The organism is Natronotalea proteinilytica, assembly GCF_055379935.1.
This window is the reverse complement of record NZ_AP043946.1, coordinates 41,056-59,906: the sequence shown is the minus strand read 5'-3', so window position 1 is coordinate 59,906 and position 18,851 is coordinate 41,056. Positions and strand designations below refer to the sequence as shown.

16 protein-coding genes and 1 pseudogene are annotated in these 18,851 nt (G+C 57.2%); 13 read left to right on the top strand and 4 right to left on the bottom strand.

Features of this window, described 5'->3' with window-relative positions:
• The first annotated feature begins 130 nt into the window (after positions 1-130).
• The 8 genes from ACZ5AL_RS00215 (at position 131) to ACZ5AL_RS00180 (ending at position 7,356) form a co-directional block, all read left to right on the top strand.
• Positions 131-2,131 carry a phospholipase D family protein gene (locus tag ACZ5AL_RS00215; protein WP_464509717.1) on the top strand — a complete coding sequence of 667 codons (2,001 nt, stop codon included), beginning with the start codon at positions 131-133 and terminating at the stop codon, positions 2,129-2,131.
• A 200-nt stretch (positions 2,132-2,331) separates the two neighbouring features.
• Positions 2,332-3,201 (top strand): ParA family protein, encoded by an 870-nt coding sequence (locus ACZ5AL_RS00210; RefSeq protein WP_464509716.1) that lies wholly within the window; start codon positions 2,332-2,334, stop codon positions 3,199-3,201.
• 62 nt (positions 3,202-3,263) lie between these two features.
• Positions 3,264-3,749, top strand: coding sequence for a hypothetical protein (locus ACZ5AL_RS00205; RefSeq protein ID WP_464509715.1), 486 nt, complete (start codon positions 3,264-3,266; stop codon positions 3,747-3,749).
• Between the two features lie 358 nt (positions 3,750-4,107).
• Positions 4,108-5,151: an AAA family ATPase gene (locus tag ACZ5AL_RS00200; RefSeq protein ID WP_464509714.1), complete on the top strand. Its 1,044-nt coding sequence runs from the start codon at positions 4,108-4,110 to the stop codon at positions 5,149-5,151.
• 13 nt (positions 5,152-5,164) lie between these two features.
• Entirely contained in the window at positions 5,165-5,707 is a 543-nt protein-coding gene (locus ACZ5AL_RS00195; protein ID WP_464509713.1) for a hypothetical protein, read from the top strand.
• Between the two features lie 122 nt (positions 5,708-5,829).
• Positions 5,830-6,819, top strand: coding sequence for a M78 family metallopeptidase domain-containing protein (locus ACZ5AL_RS00190; RefSeq protein WP_464509712.1), 990 nt, complete (start codon positions 5,830-5,832; stop codon positions 6,817-6,819).
• A gap of 127 nt (positions 6,820-6,946) precedes the next feature.
• The gene (locus ACZ5AL_RS00185; RefSeq protein ID WP_464509711.1) at positions 6,947-7,195 is read left to right on the top strand and encodes a ribbon-helix-helix domain-containing protein; all 249 of its coding nucleotides are present in this window, start codon (positions 6,947-6,949) and stop codon (positions 7,193-7,195) included.
• Positions 7,192-7,356, top strand: coding sequence for a hypothetical protein (locus tag ACZ5AL_RS00180; RefSeq protein ID WP_464509710.1), 165 nt, complete (start codon positions 7,192-7,194; stop codon positions 7,354-7,356). The genes ACZ5AL_RS00185 and ACZ5AL_RS00180 overlap by 4 nt, the downstream gene beginning before the upstream one ends.
• A gap of 47 nt (positions 7,357-7,403) precedes the next feature.
• On the opposite strand, the gene ACZ5AL_RS00175 is transcribed toward ACZ5AL_RS00180, so the two are convergent.
• The 4 genes from ACZ5AL_RS00175 to ACZ5AL_RS00160 all read right to left on the bottom strand — a co-directional run bounded on the left by ACZ5AL_RS00175 (position 7,404) and on the right by ACZ5AL_RS00160 (position 10,934).
• A complete protein-coding gene (locus tag ACZ5AL_RS00175; protein WP_464509709.1) occupies positions 7,404-7,907 on the bottom strand; it encodes a hypothetical protein in 504 nt (167 codons plus the stop codon).
• Positions 7,908-8,134: 227 nt separating this feature from the next.
• On the bottom strand, positions 8,135-8,464 hold the full coding sequence (locus tag ACZ5AL_RS00170) for a transposase (RefSeq protein ID WP_464509708.1): 330 nt from the start codon (positions 8,462-8,464) through the stop codon (positions 8,135-8,137).
• 1,287 nt (positions 8,465-9,751) lie between these two features.
• Positions 9,752-10,492 (bottom strand): hypothetical protein, encoded by a 741-nt coding sequence (locus tag ACZ5AL_RS00165; RefSeq protein ID WP_464509707.1) that lies wholly within the window; start codon positions 10,490-10,492, stop codon positions 9,752-9,754.
• Positions 10,493-10,661: 169 nt separating this feature from the next.
• Entirely contained in the window at positions 10,662-10,934 is a 273-nt protein-coding gene (locus tag ACZ5AL_RS00160) for a hypothetical protein (protein ID WP_464509706.1), read from the bottom strand.
• A 72-nt stretch (positions 10,935-11,006) separates the two neighbouring features.
• Here ACZ5AL_RS00160 and ACZ5AL_RS00155 point away from each other — a divergent pair, with 72 nt between their 5' ends.
• The 5 genes and pseudogenes from ACZ5AL_RS00155 (at position 11,007) to dinB (ending at position 18,792) form a co-directional block, all read left to right on the top strand.
• The gene (locus ACZ5AL_RS00155; protein ID WP_464509705.1) at positions 11,007-11,309 is read left to right on the top strand and encodes a hypothetical protein; all 303 of its coding nucleotides are present in this window, start codon (positions 11,007-11,009) and stop codon (positions 11,307-11,309) included.
• A 348-nt stretch (positions 11,310-11,657) separates the two neighbouring features.
• A complete protein-coding gene (locus ACZ5AL_RS00150; RefSeq protein WP_464509760.1) occupies positions 11,658-12,797 on the top strand; it encodes a hypothetical protein in 1,140 nt (379 codons plus the stop codon).
• 480 nt (positions 12,798-13,277) lie between these two features.
• Positions 13,278-14,096, top strand: a complete 819-nt coding sequence (locus ACZ5AL_RS00145) for a DUF5131 family protein (RefSeq protein ID WP_464509759.1) — start codon at positions 13,278-13,280, stop codon at positions 14,094-14,096.
• Positions 14,097-14,703: 607 nt separating this feature from the next.
• Positions 14,704-17,622: a hypothetical protein gene (locus ACZ5AL_RS00140; protein WP_464509758.1), complete on the top strand. Its 2,919-nt coding sequence runs from the start codon at positions 14,704-14,706 to the stop codon at positions 17,620-17,622.
• Positions 17,623-17,749: 127 nt separating this feature from the next.
• Positions 17,750-18,792 (top strand): annotated as a pseudogene (dinB, locus tag ACZ5AL_RS00135) (DNA polymerase IV).
• The last annotated feature ends 59 nt before the right edge of the window (positions 18,793-18,851 follow it).

Sequence of the window (18,851 nt, the reverse complement as noted above, 5' to 3'; positions counted from 1 at the left end):
ACATCCGTCATCTATAACCGGGATGCTCTCCTCGCGTGTGCTACGCTCAAAGCGTGCGTTTGCAAAATGCTTTCCTCCAGGCACTTATCACACGCTTCGAGCTGTTACGTACATAGCCAATCTCTCACTTGTGGCAAAGCTGTTCGACATGTTTCAGTTCGATGCTGTAGAACTCGTTATTGGCGAGGAGGCTGCTCCACTCCGAGGCAGTGCCAGAGGACGCGTGGCGCTTATTGAGCGTCTGTATCAGTTGCGCGACGCCGGGCGGTTGCGGCTGTTCTTGAGTCCTAAGCGAACGCTGCATACGAAGTTGTATCTACTCTACGGAACCGAGAAGTCTCGTATCATCACGAGTTCAGCTAACTTTACGCAGTCGGGATGGCGTGGCCGACAAGTGAACCATGCTTCCATTTACGACATCCCTCAGGGTCTCCCGAGCGCACCAACTACGGCTGAACGTCCAGGACTAACACCACTTACTGAGTGTGATCCGTACTTCCTGTCGATCGAGCAAGACTACATAGAGCATCGCGACGACTTTTGCGATGGGCTGTTCTTTGGTCCATTGCACGAGCTTATCAACCGCTCGTCGCTCAATACCACAACCGCTATCCGAATCTGGCTTCAGCAAGACGAAGCCTCTGCCGAACTGGCCATCACAGATTCGATGGATACGCTTGCCGAAAAGCTCACGGTGGTGGGCGTACAAGAGGTGGAAGGCTCCGGCTATTCCACAACGATGCCATTTACCCCAGAAGCTGAACAGTCAGGTGACGACACGGGCTCGTCCCATGAACCGGATGCGCCAACCACAACCTCACACATCACGCTGTCGCTCCCGGCAGGCAGTCGACGGCAAAAAGCCATTACAAAGGCACTACAGCCATTCGACGCCAAGCAGACCGGTCACGAGGTACGCGTTCCCGCCGCGGCCCTGCTCGACCACCGAAGACACGTAGTTCCTCTCATGCACACCGGCCTGTCGCCCGATGCCGACAGCATCGCGACCCCGTTTGCCTGGATCGGACTGCAGGGTCAGCAGCAGTCGCGCTGTCTGATTCCCAACTCGGATACCGACACCGGTACGCGTCGTGCAACGCTGCAGCAGGCCGTAGCTCCTGTGCGGCGCTTCCTCGAACTGGCCGCTACCGGACGCACCTCGAATCTTGAATCGGTACGGTCAGCCATCGTCGAAACCCTGGTCTACCTATTCTGTGCGCCGTTTTTCCACCTCAGCTGGGCACATGAGTGCCAAACCGCCGCCAGCCGTCCGCAACGAGGGCCACGGTCGCTTTTCCTGTTTGGGGATTCGGAGAATGGGAAGTCGACCGTGCTCCACTTTGGACTGTCTCTCTTGGCCGGGCGACCTGTAGACCCCGTTCCGGGGCGTGACCTCTCGGCAGACGGCGTGCTTGCTGCCGGTCAACTGGGTACGGCCTTCCCCGTGGTCTTCGACGATGTCCCTCACAATCGCTTTCGTCGCGGCATGGGCCTCGAAAAGGTCATCAAGGGGTACTGGCTACGGCCGGAGGCGCTGGGGCGGTCGTATCCGGCGCTAATCTTGTCCAGCAACCGGGTGCAGATTCCGCGATGGATGGACTCCCGCATGAAGCGTATCACCTTTCCGGTCCGCTATGCTCGATCGGATATGGAGGTTGCCCGTGAAATACGCGACCTTACAGGTACACCGGGACGCCTATTTATGCTATTTGCAGGTCGGTACCTACAGCACATAGAAGCAAATCCGGTTGGCTTAGACCAGGATGAATGCGCACTCGGACGAACTGTAATGCGCTCGCTCTGGAAAGATGCAGGGTACAACCCGGAAGAAATCCCCGAGACACCGCATGAGGACCGGTATCCACCAGGGCGCCCAAAATGGCAGCGGATCCTAAGAGGCGAGGGGCAGGCTAGAGTTCGACTTGGTCACCAGCAGAGTCTACAAGTCATTTTTGAGCACTACAAGCAGGCCCAAGAAAGTGCCTCGCTCCTTCCGGGCAATATCGGCACTACCGTCTCAAACCGGATGGTCATCATTGATCAAGGCAAGAATTTTTTAGAGTGGGTCTACCCTGAAGGCAATATACCACTTCGCTATACTTACTTACGAGCGCGGCTTTACATCCGATAGCAGAAAGAGAAAAGCACAACTCTGCAATTGCTCAGTCCAATATATCGTCGAGCCCCAACAACACTACAGTTCTACAGTTCTAATACACTACAACACTATAGATCGGTATTACTACACCACTACAGAACTTTAGTGCTGCTCCTCTGTAGAGTTATAGTGATACAGTACGGTACACTGCTTTAACCAAACTGACGTCTCATATGCATACCCTGGCTCTTGTAAACCAGAAGGGCGGTGTGGGCAAAACGACTACCTCTGTCTGCCTTGCCACGGCCCTGTCTCATCTCGGGCATAGCGTTCTTCTGATCGACTTGGACCCACAAATGAATGCGACGAAGTGGCTGCTCGGTCGTGAACTGGAAGCGGATGAGGCCTCTGTACTTGAGTCCATAATCACGGCAGGCGATGCTTCTACCGAAACTGACTGGCCATTGGCCCGCCTTGTCGAAGCATCAGAGATTGGTATGGACTTCGTTCCTGCTCACGCTGATCTATCGAATATCGAAGGGGACGTTGGGGAAAAGCCTTCGCGCCCATATCTGCTTCGTGAGCGCATTCGTGAACTGGAGCAAGGCACTGGCTTTGAGTATCTGCACGAAGCGGACGCTCATTTGCCTCCTGACGGGCGTTATGACTTTTGTCTGATGGATTGCCCGCCTTCGCTTGGATTGCTTGTTGTGCAGGCACTCACAGCCTCAGACAGCCTCATTGTACCCGTAAACGTGGATGGGATGTCAATGCAGGGCCTTGGGCAGCTTGTAGAGACAACGCGTGAGGTGCGTAAGTACCTAAATGAGGATATCGAGATTTTGGGGCTTCTGCCGAATAATCTTGACAAGCGTGCTGGACTCGTCAACGAGGGTCTCGACGCGCTCCGCGAGGCGTACGGTGATCTCGTTTTTGACACAGCCGTACCCTGGCGCTCGAAGATCATCGAGGTCTCAACCTATGGTACCTCCCTCTATGAGCACGCTTCTTCCAGTGACGCAGTCACGATCTATGAAAGGCTGGCTGAGGAAGTAATGCATCGTCTGGAAACCAACGACGACCATACGCCAATCGCTGCATAGCCAGACAGCCTCGTGCAGACGACTTTCCTACACGACACACTCACACCGTTCCAACCTAATCTATGCCTAAGAAAAGCGATCGCTCGCGCCACGGAAGCACCATGTCGAACCTCCTACCAAACGTAGACCTCGATACTGAGGAAGACAAAGAGGAATCGGCCACTGAAACGCAGAAAGGTAGTTCTACAGAGGAACAGAACTATACTTCTGCAGAAGAACAGAACGATAGCAGTGTAGTGAAGCAGAAGGATAGTTCTGTAGAACTACAGAATACCGCTGCGTCCACAGTTTCAGAACTGCCCGTACATCCCGCGGTACGTCCTGATCTCAACAAAAAACTGGGGCCGTATGTCTCCGATGCGACCAGTGATGCGCTTGAAGAAGTATTTCTCCAGATGCGTAGACACTATGGTTCTGACGTCAGCAAGAGCCTGATCGTCGAGGCAGCACTTCGCTATCTGTTATCCGACAGCCTGGAGCATGGTACTAATAGTGAACTGTCCAACTGGCTCGATCAGCTTTTCAGTGAATCGAAGGATGCAGGCTGACAAAGAGCTTACAGAAGCGCCTTAAGCTGCGTGCTGTGAAAGAGGAGACTACCGTGCAGGAACTGGCTCGCGAACTTCTCGAATCTGCCTTGGAAGGACGCGAAGAACCTGAGTGACAAGGCATTAAGCGTGCAGCGAACCGCTTGCAGAGAGCTCTATGCATTACCGACATACAAGCTAACCTGCATAGATAACAACACAACTTGTTAACACGTTAACTTGCCAACAAGACAGTTTGCTGATAAGTTAACTTTGCGTTGCATACTGACATCTACCATGCACAGCAACGCGTGCCCTAAGGACAGGGCAGCAGTGCTCCTACAAGGCGCATCTATCCTTGAACCTTTATCGCCGTGCCATGATCTCTCGTATCCGTCTACAAAATCTGGCCATCTTTGAGGACTTAGAGTGGAACGGCCTGGGCAGCATCAATATCGTTATTGGTGAAAACGACACCGGGAAGTCCCATCTATTAAAGTTGATCTATGCGGTCTCACGAAGCCTGCAGGAATACAGAAAGCGCCAAACCTCCGATTCACCACGGTGGGCAACGGTCCTCGCTGAAAAGCTAAAGTGGACTTTTCAACCCCCCGACTTCGCGCTCGGGCAGCTCGTTCGAAAGGGCGAGTCAAAGATGCGGGTCGACTGTTGCGTGCACGATGAACCCGTTTTTTTTGCGTTTGGGGATTCGACAACGAAGCAGATCAACGACACTTCAGCTACGCCAAACATGCCCGCATCCACAAATACGCTATTTTTCCCGCCCAAAGAAGTTATGACCGTTCGCAAAGCGATTATTACGCTTCGTGAGCAACTGCAAATCAACGACGGGTTTGGGGATACCTACTACGATCTCGCGAAAGCCTTAGGACACGCTATGTCACGCGGGCGCTACCAGGACAACCTATCGAACGTCTTAGAGCAGTTAGAAGACCTGTTCGATGGTCATATTGAGGAGGAAGATGATGAGTTCGTCTTTAAGAAGGGGCAGGGTCCCAAAAAATTCTCGATGTCGCAAACCGCAGAAGGCGTCAAAAAGATCGGGGTACTTACCCAGCTCATCCGCAACCGCAACATTCAAGACGGATCGATTCTCTTTTTTGACGAACCCGCAGCGCACCTACACCCGAGCGCAGCCATGGCCTTTGTCGAGATGCTATTTGAGATGGCGAAGGCCAACATCCAGATCTTCATCGCTACGCACAGCTATGTCGTCCTGAAGCAGTTTGAGCTTTTGGCGCGCGAACACAAGGAGCACGTGCCGCTTTGCCTGCTCAAATCCAACCAGCAAAACGGGGTGGACGCTACGTTTGCCGACTTGCAAGACCGCATCCCTGCCAACTCGATTGTAGACGCGTCGATGGAGCTGTTCAACCAAGATTTAGCGCTCAGTTCCAAATAGTTTATACTTGTGCATGCGCATTCAAGAGAACACTCTTGACGTTACGATACCGGACGGGCGTGCTTTCCGTCTCCAAGATTGCGACACCTTCGTCTCGATTCGTGGGGATACACCGCACGACTTTGACGTGGCTTGGCAGAACGCTGGCGATGAACGGCTCTGGCTCGTAGAGTTCAAGGACTACGGCGAGCTTATCCCTACTTCCCCCAATCAAGACCATCTGGAAACGAATCTGGCTGATAAAATCAAAGATACGCTGTACGTGCTTGCCTCTGTATGGGCAGCATCTGAGTTCGGACGTCAGCTGCGAAGTGACATTGAATCAACCTTTCCCAACTTTCCCAGAACGGCCTGTCCGATTCGCCCCGTTGTTATTCTGAACCTTGAAAGGCGGCTTACTCCACTTTTTAGCCAGCTTATGACTGCGCTGAATACCGATCAGAATCTGATGAGTGTCCTTTCCGTGATGGACATCGAGCGTATCTTAGTCGTGAGCCCCGATCATCCATTCGTACGCGAGCAACTCCAAATCGACATCCAGCAGCGCATTCCGTAGCACGTGAAGCGGTGAAGGCGAATCGTCATCAACCTGTTGGATGCGGAGAGCAATCACAAGAAAAGAACCCAGCGTCATCCCTGGAAAACCAATCTCTCTTCTCATCACACCCTAACACTATCATGTCTCAAGCCAACCCAGAGCCTGACGCCTCCTCCCAACCAACCGAACGCGATGCGCTCGACCGGCTCTTCCATCGCTCACAGCGCCTACGGCAGACCGAGCACTACCGCGCCTTCCTTGACTTCATCGGGCGCCTCTCCAACTATTCGCCCTTCAATGGCGCCATCCTGCATGTCCAGCGTCCGGGCGGGATGTATTTTGCCACACAAAGCCAGTGGAAAGAACGGTTTGGCCGCCACGTCAAAGCCAATGCGCGACCCTGCGTCATTCTGCAGCCGTTTGGCCCAATCCTCTTCGTCTTTGCGGCTGAAGACACGCTGCCCGCTGAAGACGGCACGCCACTGCCTGAACAGATTACCGACCCTTTCGCGGTAGACGGCACGCTCGACCTCACTATGTGGCACAAGACCTACAAACGCTGCGAAGAGGAGGAGCACGTCAAAGTACAGTTTGACCCGACGCTCTCGAAAGGCCGGGCTGGATTCATCGCGTCGAACGGGCCTCGTTTCGCGGCCTCCAGCAGGTATACCCACGTCATCATGCTACGCGGCCCCAACACGACCAAGCCCCGAGGGGATGACTCCTCCAGCGATGTAACCGCCGCCGAGCAGTATGCCACCTTCGCCCACGAGATGGCCCATCTTTTGTGTGGCCACCTGGGTGCTTCGGAAACAGACTGGTGGCCGGATCGCCGGACGCTCTCTCCTGCCCAGCGCGAGATTGAAGCGGAGTCGGTGGCCTACCTCGTGTGCCGTCGTGCGGGCCTGCACAGCCTCTCGGAGCGCTACCTCCACACGCATGTCCGGCGCGTTAAGACCCGCTCCAACGGGACATCTTCACAAGCGTCCTCAGAAGAGGATCAGCCCAGTCAGGATGATTCTGAACAAAACGTGCTGCCCCCGATCGGACTGGAGGCAGTGCTAAAAGCCGTCAAGTATGTTGAGGACATGGGCAAGGCAGGGTTTGAATCGAAGCGGGACGCCGAGTGATTTTCGACACGCCACGAAAGTTCGGGCCCATTGGACATGGGATTCCCTGTTCGTGCAAGAGCGAACCTGGGAGCTACAACCTGGATATACTTTGGTGCAATACGCAACCATAACAAACCACATACCTATGTCTGCGCTTACCCTCAAAGGCATCCCGGAGGACGTGATGAACCGCATTCGGGAATTGGCTGATACCGAACGTCGCAGCCTCAACCAGCAAGCCATCCTGCTATTGGAGCGCGCCGTGGCTGAGCAGCCCGATTCATTTGGCACCGCCTACCGCCGCTTCCGCAAGCAGCATGGGCCGTCGCCACTCACCAAGGGCGACCTTGATGACTTGCGGAGCGATGATCCGGGACGCGAGGTGCGCCTGTGATTCGCTACCTGCTGGATACGAATATCGTCTCCGAACCGGCACGCCCGGCGGCCATAGCCGCCACCCGGTCGCTCATCCTCGTTACGCGCAATACATCCGATTTTGAAGCGTATCAGGCGCTGACGGGGGATGTGCACATCGAGAACTGGTTTTCCAGCTAAGGGCGGATTCAAAAGTTGGGTTCAAACGCAGAGATACGCGCCTCCCCCTACCGGCTCATTTCTGTAGCACGGTCTTGGGCCTGGACCAACACATCTCGAAAATCTTCGACTTGTTCGCGCGCCGTAAAGCGCACCACAGATTGCAAATCACTTGCGGACGTATCCCCCAGCAGGATTCGAGCGGAAGGGCCATCAGGCGTTGCGGAAAACGTAAACCGGAGCGCCGGGCGCCACTCCTCTACGTCCTCGCTTATGCGCAGAACGTCCTGCTGCGGGGCATGCATAAACTCAACGAACGTCCCCTTTCCATCTTGGTCGGCGTCAGACCAGTGGTCGTTTGCGCGCTGCGCTGCATCCACCAGAGCATCTACGTTCCGATCGGCAATCGGCACCGCACGGGGTATGACAGCATTGTCAAGGCTATAGCTTGCAGATGTCAGACCAGTGTAAGGAGCGATCAGAACGTATCCCATTTCCGTGTTGTCTACCGCCGCAAGCACGACGTAATCACGCTCTGCGGCCATATCCTCATCGCCTATGATCAGCTCCATCTGAGTTATGGAAGATGTAGTCTCGTATGGGATACTGGCTGTGGAGTGATACGGAACGTGGTCAACTGAACGACATCCCGAAAGAGCGAGAAGCGCTGCACCTAAGAGCATTAGAATGTTGGTTTGAAGACGCATCATACAGAAGTTAGAAATCGAGTCAGGAAATGTCTCATGGGGTAAGGTATTGCAATGAGGAAACATATATTACGGGTTGTGCTATGGGTAAATCATCGATAGAGGCTTTTCAGGGCGGTTCCCGAGCGTCCAAGTGCTTCGTTGGCGACAAAGCCCACCATGTAGGCGAGCAGCTTCGCAACGACGCGCGTCATCACGCCCCACACCGACCGAGCACGGGTCTCTTCGATCTGGAACTGATCTTCCAATGACGCGAAGACGCTCTCGATGCGAGCCCGCAGGCCTCGTTGCCAAGCGCGCAGCGCCGCTTCGCTTTTCGTAGTGGCCTCGGTGCTTCGCCGCAGTGCATACCAAAGCCGTCCCCCGTGTTTTCCAAACAAGCCGGCGAGCCAATCGCCACAATATCCGTTGTCTGCCAACACCGGACGCGCCTCCGCAAAAAAGGCCGACTGAAAAAATGCGTATAGCCGGGCCTGCCACGCGGCCTCAACGGCGGGAGGTGCTCGGCGACGCGGCGCTCCCCGACATTGGCCGGACTCAACACAAAGTCACAGATTGCTCCCGTATTCGATACGAGAAGATGCAGACGAAACCCAAGGAAAAACTGACGCTTCGACGGCGCAAACCCGGCCTCAGCAGCCCAAATCGACAATTGGGCTGACTTCCAGCGCGGAGACTTTGCCGTTGTCACCGGAGCCGAATCCAATGCGAGCCACATCGCCAGCAGCCGGAGCCGGTTCATCAGAAGGCGAAGCATCGCGCGCTGAATACCCATCAACGCTTTGCGTCTACGATGATAGCGTGAGCGACTGATCAAGTCAGGAAATAGGTGATGGTAGTCCTTGTAAACCACACGGTGAAAACTCAACTCCGAATCATTCCGGAAGGCGCAAGCTCCCATAACCACGGTAAAGAACGTGGAGCAAAGGTGCTTAAAGTCCAATCTGACCCCCCACCGGCCCTCCGTCTTTTCCTGCCCATCGCCGACTGGGCCAGAAAGCCTTTGAATCCAGCTGGCCTCCGTTACGCCGAGCGCCGAGTCCAGGGCATAGGTAGTTGGGAACACCACAGCCTGCTCCGCCCCAAAATGCGACATCGCGCTCCCAAGAAGCTTCCGCTGACTCTGGGCATCCTGGGACCCGACCTCACTTAGGGCACGCATGGTCCCCTTTTCCTGCGCGGCCTTAGACTGTTTGAACTCCCTGTAGGCGCTGGCGCGCTCGCGGAGCCGGGTGGGGCCCTTAAAGCCCACGTCCCCCAGGAATTGCGTGAGGTCCGTCCCACCCGAACTCTCGTACTGCCGAGCCGCCGCAATCTTCGAGCGGTCCCGAATACTGGACACGTCCTTAACGGCTCGGTCCATGTACTTTTTGTCCACGGACCCGGTAGAGGCACCGGCCTTACGGGCATATTCCTGGGCCCGTTCGGTGGTCTTCTTGTAGGTTTTGCTCTGGGCGGCTCGTTTTCCCGCAGCCTTTACGCCCATCTTCGCGCCCCTCTTGGCGGCCATAGGGGCGACAGTTGCCATGGCCATAAACCCAACCGCGCCGGCCAGCCCCATACTCTCGGCATTATGCTGAAGCTGTTCGGCACGGTCTTGGTTGGAGAGGGCCTCTTCGTTTTGTTGCTCAGCCCGTTCCCATGGCGATTCCGGCATCCCGTGGTCCTATGACTGTATCAAGATAATGGGTTTAGTAAGATCTGTCGGATCAATTCATCTGCTCGTTCGCCTTCTCAACCATCGCCTCCCATTCCTCCTGGGTAGGGGCGCGGTTGGGCGGAAGTTCGTCGTCGTCACCTGGCTTAGGCTGCTGTTGCTGTTGATTCGTGGCCTCGTCCGTGTCGTCTTCAGGGTCAGGCGTAGCGCGATCGCCTACGACCTCATCGATGGGCGCAAACGGACTCCCGAAGGTCTGCTCGACGTGTTTGGCACGGGCCTGTTTCTCTTCGCCGTCCATGTCCGACTCTTTTTTCAGGTACTCCAACGCCTCCTTGCGGATGTCAGCATGAGCCTGCTCTATACGGGCACTGAGGTCGCGGAGCCGTCCCGGCGAGAGGTTCCAGAGATAATCCAGGGTCTGGGGATCGATGGCGCCCTGTGGTCCGCTGGCCAGCTCCACAATTAGGTCCGTGTAAAGGGAAGATACTTTCGGGTTATGGAACGCGTCAAAGGCGGCCTTACGGGCGCTCTTGATGTCTTTTGTGATGTGGGCGGGGATCTGACCCTTCTGCTCGTCTACCGTGACCAGTTCCTCGTCATTGTCAATAGGCCCGTGGCCATGCTGACGGATCCGGTTAAACAGTTCAGCCGCAGCAAAGGGTGGGTGCGGATAGGTGTCGATGGTCGGGTACAGGAGGCAGTTGGCGACAATCATACGTTGATAGTCGTACGCGCCCGGATATTCCTCATCGACTGACTCCATACGGGCCAGTAGCTGGCGATCAGCCATCGACATCTCCCGGTAGACTGCCACACAACCCCGGTTGTTGCCTCCGGTCAGACCATAGGTCTTCACACCGGTTGTACCGTACCGCTTCGCCCATTTAGCAAATTGCTCGTCGCTGGGGTAACTCTTAGGGTCCATATCTAAGATCCACGTCTTAGGGCTCCATTTCAGGTTAGAGGCTGGGTTTGGAGCGAGAGGCCACTTCTTCGGCGTTTGCGATCTCGTCCTCGCTGAAGGCGACGGTGTTGGGTTCGTTGGGATCGTTGGTTTGATAGAAGAAGAAGGTATCGATCAGGCGGCTCTTGGTGAGACCCTGCGGAGCATACATACCGTTTCCCTCCAAACGCCAATCGACCTCGTCATACTCCGGATACGCCATAATCGCCTTGAGGCAAGGCTCGGCGAACTTATTGTAGGCCTTCTGCGCCACGCGGGGGTTCTGCATGCTCACCCAAGACGTGTTGAACTCGTGGGGCTTGGGGCTAATGAGAAGGTAGCACTCGTCGTTGGGCTCCTGATGGATGTAGAACTGGGCCTTGCCCGCATACTCTTTCGAGAGTGTCTTGATGGTCGGCAGGGCCTCCAGAAAGAAATCGGCGCGGATTTCGTTGAAGTGAACGTCAACAAGGAGTTCGGTGATGTCCCCAAATTCCTCTTCGAGCTCATCGATCCAACCACTCTAATCATACTTCCCATCATAGCTCAAAAGATGGGTCCGTCGGCGATATACGAGCGGTTTGGCCCGCCTGTGGCATCTGAGCGTTGGAGCCAGGGACCTGTGCTTTGGTCGAAGGAGACGGTAGGGGCGTCGATTCAGTGACCTGTGGTACCGTCTGAAGGCGCTGAGCGGGACTATTGGGACATCCAGACGCACCCCGCCAGCTGGCGTTGACAGCCTGCGTTGAGGTCCTTACCCCCCTCAGGTCTATTTCGGAATGAGAATTTGGGGGCGCCATGAAGCGGGTTTTGCAAATCGCTCCGTTCTCCCTTTTTATTGCATAGTTGTGCTTGACGCGGTTGGGGTTTCAGGCGGTTGTAGCTTCAGCATGTGGCCCCAGCAGATCTCTGTTGAATACGGTTTACGATGCATGGGCCCGCCGCCTACGCCTTAGATATGATCTCCATGTACGGAGCTCACAATACCTCACATCAATTGCCTGATTTCCCTATGTCTGACGCTGATCGGTCTGACTCAAGCGCCGGTGAATCGCTCTCCCTGTCCGGCATCCATGATTTTTTGTACAATGAAGCGGAGTCGCGGCATCCCATCTGGCCGGTGCCGACCTACCTGCTGGACTGGTCGCACGACGCGAAACTGGGGATCGACACCGATACAACGCCGCATCCCACAGACGATACGGATCCGTTACATTTCATAGAGTGGCTCCGTAAGCAGGACGCAGACCGCCCGGCAGGCGAGACCAAAGAACGCCGGCAGTTTCTGATCGGAACGGTCTGGAAGACCTTTGCATTGCGCCTGGAGTCCGACGGCGCCGCGGCGCTCTATGCGACCTATGAGCGACTTGAAGAGCGCCGCCGTAAGCTGGGGATAAGAGAGCGAATGCTTCGCCGGAGACGGTACCTACGTCGCCTACAGGGCATACTGGGTGACTCTCAGCAGGCGCCCCCAGGGCCTCTGCTGGACCTGCCGCCGGAGCAGCGCCCGGCGCGCTCGCTCGTGGAGTGGATTCCGGAGGGCTCCCAGTTGATCGCGCGCCCACACCCCTCCGAGGAGGAAGAACCGCTATCGGGCAGGCACAACGTGTTTTTCGCACGCTCGGCCCTCATTTCTGACATCCGCGCCGCCCTCAAAGGCAAGATCGGCCGCATTTCTGAAAAGATCGATGCCAATGAAGCCTTGCGCGACTGGATTCAGTTCCAGCGCGCGGTGCTCAAGCGCATGCTCTGGCTGCATGATCTTGGGAACGACCCCAGCAGCATCCCTGCATCTATCGGTGTGATTCCATCGGGGGTGCCCGAAAACCCGACGGCCGTGCACCAGGCCCGGGCCATTATCGAAGCCTTAGAGGCGCACGAGGACCACACATTGGACGAGCCACCTCAACGACGAACAGCGGTAGAGGCGCTCATCGACGACCGACTGCCGGACAAGTCAGGACAGACATTCGCAAAAGGCGCAAGCCGGCTCTTCAAGGAGGTGCTGGACCAACAGCACGAAGGGTTTGACGATACGCTCACATACTTGCGCAGATATCGAGCGGATATCACTCAGTGGTCGAAGGAGATTGGGGGATACGACCGAGTCGTCGGAGATCCGGCACGTCTCAAGGACGGGCCCTCCGAGTAAGAATCTCCTGAAGGGGAGTCCCTCTGAATATGAAGCAGCGGGACGTCTGTCCTGTGTGCACCCGACGCCACCAGAACACACGTGTCTCTTCTACAGCGGTGATGCACCGCTTTCCGACCCCGCAATTACGGCTCTCGGCAAGAAAAGAAGAGCCCACTTCCACTCCGACTTTTCTCTGGATATCGCTTCAGTAAATCGCTTGGGCGGGCGTGCCTGAGCGGAGCTTCTTAAGCCGACACAGACATCTCCAGATATCTCCCATATTTCCGCATCTTCGTTATCAGGAGAAAGTTAGCGGCCTCCCAACAAAGCGAAAGACTGCCGCGCTACGCAGTCAACTTTTTGGTTCTCGTGCCGCGAGGCCGAGGCGTCCGCTTGTCCTGTGCTTATGCGTAGCGCGGCAGGGACGGCGGGCGTTTTTTTTGGTCGGGGGCATCGAGAACTGGCGCATAATTTGAGCAAAATAAACCGACACAAAATATGAGTGAGATCGAATGGACCGATGAAACATGGAATCCCGTGACCGGCTGTAGCCGTGTCTCACGGGGCTGTGACCACTGCTACGCGATGATGATGGCCCGGCGTCTCGATGGACAGGGATATGGCTACGATGGCACCACGCGGCGGACCGAGCACGGGACCGACTGGACTGGTGTCGTCAAAACGCATGAGGACCGGCTTGAGGAGCCGCTTCACTGGCGGAAGCCGCGAAGGGTCTTCGCCAACTCGATGTCAGATCTCTTTCATCCGAAGGTGCCCTCCCGCTTTGTTGACAAGGTGTTCGCGACGATGGCACTCGCCCCGACACATACCTTTCAAATCTTAACGAAGCGCCCTGAGCGCATGGCCACGTACCTGGATGCGAGCCCGGCGGCCCTGAAAGCACGGTGGCGCCAAGCAGCTGAGGAGCAGCACGGGCAGACCCCAGACCTTGCATATCCGCTCCCCAATGTATGGTTGGGCACGAGTGTCGAAGACCGTGACGCCCTCCACCGCGTCGATGCGTTGCGGCCTATTGACGCATCGGTGCGGTTTCTTTCACTGGAACCGCTACTCGGCGACCTAACCGGGCTTGATCTCACACGCATCGACTGGGTCATCGTAGGTGGCGAGTCCGGCCACAGCGCCCGTCCGATAAAAAAGGAGTGGGTCACGTCGATCCGCGACCAGTGCCAGAAGGAAAACGTCCCTTTCTTCTTTAAGCAGTGGGGCGGCCGCCATAGCAAGGCGAAGGGGCGCACGCTGGATGGACAGGTCTGGGAGGAGATGCCGCAGACCACCACACTCCAGGCGGCATGATTGGAACGTGAAACCATACCGATCAACCCTGGAAGCACGATGTGAGAACTGCTCAATGCTGGTAGCAGCTTCTACTCGACGCGTAAGCAGATCTCATAGGGAGAGACACAAAAGGGCGAGTCTGTTGGCGCAGACTCGCCCTTGCAATTCGCAGCACCGCATGCTCAAACCGCCGTCGGAGGCAGGAATCATGTGGTGCACTCATTACAGCAGCAAAAAACGACTACCGTATATGCATGATGATAACACGCACACGTCGCAAAAGTCAACTACCCGGCCTCACCGACACATCTTTTCGCCGCCCCGCCGGCATGACTGCGAACAGTCAAACCATCCCCCACCAAACTGTGATCTAACTCCGACACAGAATGATGGGAGCGGTCCCGGCCCGAAGCAGGATGACGACGAATCGGACGCCAACGAACCGCAATCGGCGCGCCGCTATGGACGACGGGACCGGCCAAGACGGCGCAGGAGTTCCAGAAGGGACTGCAGAGCCGAACAGCCGAGCAGTGATGAAGGGCTGACCCGCGAGGAAACGGCCCGGCGTCAACTTCACCTTGCGCTGGAGGGACGTGACCCAAACCGAGTCGCAGAGCACATCAAAATGCTTTCGGAGCGGGACGTCGCCGATCTTGCAGCTACCAGTTCGGCGGTGGAAGCGGTGGTGAATAATCCGCTTACCAAACGTGGGCAGGACGAGGATCCTACGCCTCCAGAGGTCGCGCCTGTCGACTGGCTCCGAGTGGTGCTCTATATCTGCCTTGAGGGCAGGGGGCGTCCAGTCCGAGTGCACTCGGCTGCCATTTACGATCATACGGGCTCCTCAATCCGCAAAGCCGGCATTACGACGCTGAAGACGACGGTGATGGCCATCCGGCCCGGGCGGTACAACCCGAAGACGAATCGGCGGCGCCAGACTGAGTACACGCCCGATACGATCGCCGTCCAAGCAACCGTGGACTGGCTGGACTGGCACGACGATCGCGACCGCCGCCCACAGGGGCGTGTGAGGGCCTCAGGGGCGGCGGAGATCTTGTCGGAGGTTAGCCCAAACCTTGCCGATGATGCGTTTCTGGACTGCCTCAGGGCGTTATCCGAGACGCTAAACCTGAATACGGAAGAGCTTACGGATGCAGCAGTCGGCGATAGGCGTCTTACATACAACCTCTCGATCTCGGCAGTCTATGACAAGATGCGAGATCGTCATGCAGAGGCAGTCAGAGATCGCGGCGGCATTCTCAACATTGATATATCGCTTTTCACCGTCAAGCGGTATGTCGGTGGGCACCAGCTGACCGTCACACGTCCTGAGGAAATGGCACGCGTGCTTGAGGCTGTGGCCTTGGCCCAGCATCGCCTGGATGCCGAACAGCCATTTGGTGAACAGCCTTCGCTCTTTGACCGGCTTCAGGTCGGATTGGCTTCTACTGATTCGTCTTCTGTTTATCGGAATCGCTCGTTGGGAGATGGCGGGGATGGAGATCAGGCTGATGGGGAGTGCCTAAACAAACCAGAGCCGAATAAAACCACAGCCCCACACACAACAGAAGACCCGCATACAGCCCAAGGCCCCGACGAGGAACCCGAACCAACAACCACAACCCACACGCCAAAGGATTCAGAATGTAGTTCCAATAGCTCCCAAAAACGCGGTTTAGATCGATCTGACCCATCATCTGCCACCTTCGCTGTTGGCCGCAAAGCTGGCCCTAATGCACTCTTTGAGCGAGACGGCATTCACTTCAGCGATACGTGGACCGTGTGCTCATCCCAGGCTCAGATGATCGAACAAGCAACGCGTGGGCTGTCTGATGCAGCGCATCATTTCTTCGTTCATGCTGTCCGCTCGTCGGCCGCCCAGCAGAAACGATCGGACGGCTGGTTTCCGTTTTACTACAAGCATATTCGGCAGACCCTGCCCGTGTCTCCAGAGGAGCATGATCGGACCGCCATGGTCTGGAGGCCACTTGTCGAGCGCAGCCTCATCACATACCGGAAGCACAGTTCCCAAGATAACAGGGTACGAGAGTTTCAGGTGGATCCGGAGTGGCTCAGACGTTTTCTGGAACGGCGGTTTGACGAAGACAACGAAAGCGATACGAAGGAGAGCGGTGTGCCTTCCGTTGATGCGTTCACTGGACAATGTAAACCTCTCAAAAAGCAGCAGACCCGGCTCTACGATAGCAATCGCAAGCAATACAACGGGTCGCTGCTTAAGGGGCTGCAGGTCTTGAAAGACGCGACAAAGCAATTCGACAAGGCCGCAGTAGAGACCCACCTGGTCCGCCAGAAACGTGAGGTGGAGGCCGCCCGCCTCAAGGTCCGCCGTAAGACCACGGTAGACTTCAATCGTCATGTGCGGGCGTACTTCTATACTTCCGACGCGGAACTCAAAGAGCACGGGTGGCCCACGAACGTGTCCTTGGCGCACTGGAAGCGGATTTATCCCGGCCCGCATTACACAAGCGCCTACCTGACCCATCGCCGGCTTCAAAAGGCATATCTCAATGATCTCCGGTGTTACGCGGCAATCATTCGCCAGCGTCCCCGCCACGTCTGGGGCAATATATGGGCGTACGATACCGCATGGCGTGTGCAGGCCATCAGCGGACGCGTCTCCGAGAAGGGCGGTGCGCTGCAGAGCTGCTCCCGCGAGATGAAAGCGGCGGCCTTCGCCCGGCTGGAAGGCGCGGGGCGTCTCTACAACTACGACCTCTCCAGTAGCCAACTCCGCGATATCATCGAGGCGACCGAGCGAGTCTCGACCGTCGACACCGCCCTGCTCCGTTCCCGCTACCTGAATACGTCGAAGCAGGCAAACGCCGACACCCTCGGCATCAGCCGCGATGCATACAAGAGCTTGCTGTACATGACCGGGTTCATGGGCGGTTGGAAGGCAACGCTGGAAAATGCACTACGGCAAGCCTTCCAGACGATTCCAGAGGCAGTCCGCATTGTGCGGCGTGCGGTGCGGGAGGACGGCGGCGACGCCGACACAGTGTACCAGGCGGCCTCGGAGCATTTTCGCCCGCTCAAGCAGGCGGTGCGGGCGCTGGCCGACGACCTGCTCGGCGCCTACTGGGACGCAAACAAATACAACGCCGGCGGCTATGTGATGCGCAATGCGTGCGCCCGGCCGTTCCGCAAGAGCGACTACGTCCGCACCGACGCTGATGGAGCAACCCAAACCGATGACGATGGCGCCCCTAAATATGACCGGCATGAGATGCGCAAGCGTGTGCTGGCGTGGTACCTGCAGGGCAACGAGGCCGACAAGATGCATCGCCTGGCGGCTCGGTGCGCCGAAGAAGGCATCCCGGTGATGGGCAACGAGCACGACGGATTGATCACCGGAGCACCCATCCCGGAGGCGCTCCAGCAGGAGGTGCTGCCTGAATCCCCGCTGGAGATCAACCGATTTGCCGACTACCTGCGTGAGGACGAGCCGCCGACCGACGCGGAACTGACGCGCCTTCGGAACGACCTCAATCAGTGGATGGGATCGGATGATGCAGTCATATGACGGACCGTCGCGCAAACGATACGCTCCGTTGATCGTATCGCAAAGGAGTCTTTTGGACCTTCGATCTTCTCGGCTATCTGCCTTATGTGCTGTGCCCAACGCGTCCCGTAAGATCATTCATCTGGACATGGACGCCTTCTACGCGTCCATCGAGCAGCGCGACGATCCCGGCCGGTATGCGGGCCAGCCGATCGCGGTCGGAGGCGGGCCGCCGCGGGGTGTGGTGATGACAGCCAGCTATGAGGCCCGCCCGTACGGGATTCGCTCGGCGCAGCCCTCCGCGGAAGCGGCGCGCCGGTGCCCGGATCTTATCTTTGTGCCGCCTCGCATGGATATCTACAAGGAGGAGTCCCGCGCCATCCGCCAGATCCTTCGCCGGTACACCGATCTCATTGAGCCGGGCTCGCTGGACGAGACCTACCTCGACGTGACCACCCCGAAGCAAGGGCCGCCCTCCAGCACCTTGTCGCCGAGGAAATTCGCGCGGCCATCCGCACGGAACGCGACTTGACGGCCTCTGCGGGCGTGGCCGCGAACAAGTTTGTCGCCAAGGTCGCCTCCGACTGGGAGAAGCCAAGCGGCTGCACGGTGGTACGTCCGGGGGAGATGCAGGCGTTTATCGCCGCGTTGCCGATCGAGGCGTTTCGGGGCGTGGGTCCAGTGACGGCGGAAGCGATGGAGAAGATGGACATCCACACCGGGGCCGATCTTCAACAGATGGACGAGCGTGACCTGGTCCGACGCTTCGGTAAGCGCGGGCGGTGGTTTGCGGCGATGGCCCGGGGAGAAGACCCGCGTCCGGTGCGCCCAAACCGAGAACGGAAGTCCGTCGGCGCCGAGCGGACGTTTTCCAGCAATATCACCGGTCCCGAGCAGATGCTGCATCGCCTGCAGCCGATTGCCGAGCGGGTGGCCCAGCGCTTAGGGCGTGCCGGGCACAAAGGGCGGACGGTCACGCTGAAGATGAAAACCCATCGGCACGAAGTCCTCACGCGCCAGACGACGCTTCAGCGTCCGGTGGCGTCTGCCGAGGTACTGATGCAGTGGGCCGACCGGCTGCTTCGGGAGCCGCATCCGCCGGAGAAACCACTGCGCCTGTTGGGCCTGACGGTCTCTTCGCTGATCGCCGAAGACGCATCGGGTATGCAGCTGGAGCTGGCGTTTTCGTGAGGCAGCCTCTTGTTGAGGAGGGGATTCGGTCTGCATCAGTAGAGGAGGCTCGGTCTACA

Bases quoted from the DNA above. Each gene is read 5' to 3' on its own strand.
- ACZ5AL_RS00210 (WP_464509716.1), top strand. From the start codon at position 2,332: ATGCATACCCTGGCTCTTGTAAACCAGAAGGGCGGTGTGGGCAAAACG.
- ACZ5AL_RS00205 (WP_464509715.1), top strand. From the start codon at position 3,264: ATGCCTAAGAAAAGCGATCGCTCGCGCCACGGAAGCACCATGTCGAAC.
- ACZ5AL_RS00200 (WP_464509714.1), top strand. From the start codon at position 4,108: ATGATCTCTCGTATCCGTCTACAAAATCTGGCCATCTTTGAGGACTTA.
- ACZ5AL_RS00195 (WP_464509713.1), top strand. From the start codon at position 5,165: ATGCGCATTCAAGAGAACACTCTTGACGTTACGATACCGGACGGGCGT.
- ACZ5AL_RS00190 (WP_464509712.1), top strand. From the start codon at position 5,830: ATGTCTCAAGCCAACCCAGAGCCTGACGCCTCCTCCCAACCAACCGAA.
- ACZ5AL_RS00185 (WP_464509711.1), top strand. From the start codon at position 6,947: ATGTCTGCGCTTACCCTCAAAGGCATCCCGGAGGACGTGATGAACCGC.
- ACZ5AL_RS00175 (WP_464509709.1), bottom strand. From the start codon at position 7,907: ATGGAGCTGATCATAGGCGATGAGGATATGGCCGCAGAGCGTGATTAC.
- ACZ5AL_RS00165 (WP_464509707.1), bottom strand. From the start codon at position 10,492: ATGGCTGATCGCCAGCTACTGGCCCGTATGGAGTCAGTCGATGAGGAA.
- ACZ5AL_RS00160 (WP_464509706.1), bottom strand. From the start codon at position 10,934: ATGCAGAACCCCCGCGTGGCGCAGAAGGCCTACAATAAGTTCGCCGAG.
- ACZ5AL_RS00155 (WP_464509705.1), top strand. From the start codon at position 11,007: ATGGATGTAGAACTGGGCCTTGCCCGCATACTCTTTCGAGAGTGTCTT.
- ACZ5AL_RS00150 (WP_464509760.1), top strand. From the start codon at position 11,658: ATGTCTGACGCTGATCGGTCTGACTCAAGCGCCGGTGAATCGCTCTCC.
- ACZ5AL_RS00145 (WP_464509759.1), top strand. From the start codon at position 13,278: ATGAGTGAGATCGAATGGACCGATGAAACATGGAATCCCGTGACCGGC.
- ACZ5AL_RS00140 (WP_464509758.1), top strand. From the start codon at position 14,704: ATGCTTTCGGAGCGGGACGTCGCCGATCTTGCAGCTACCAGTTCGGCG.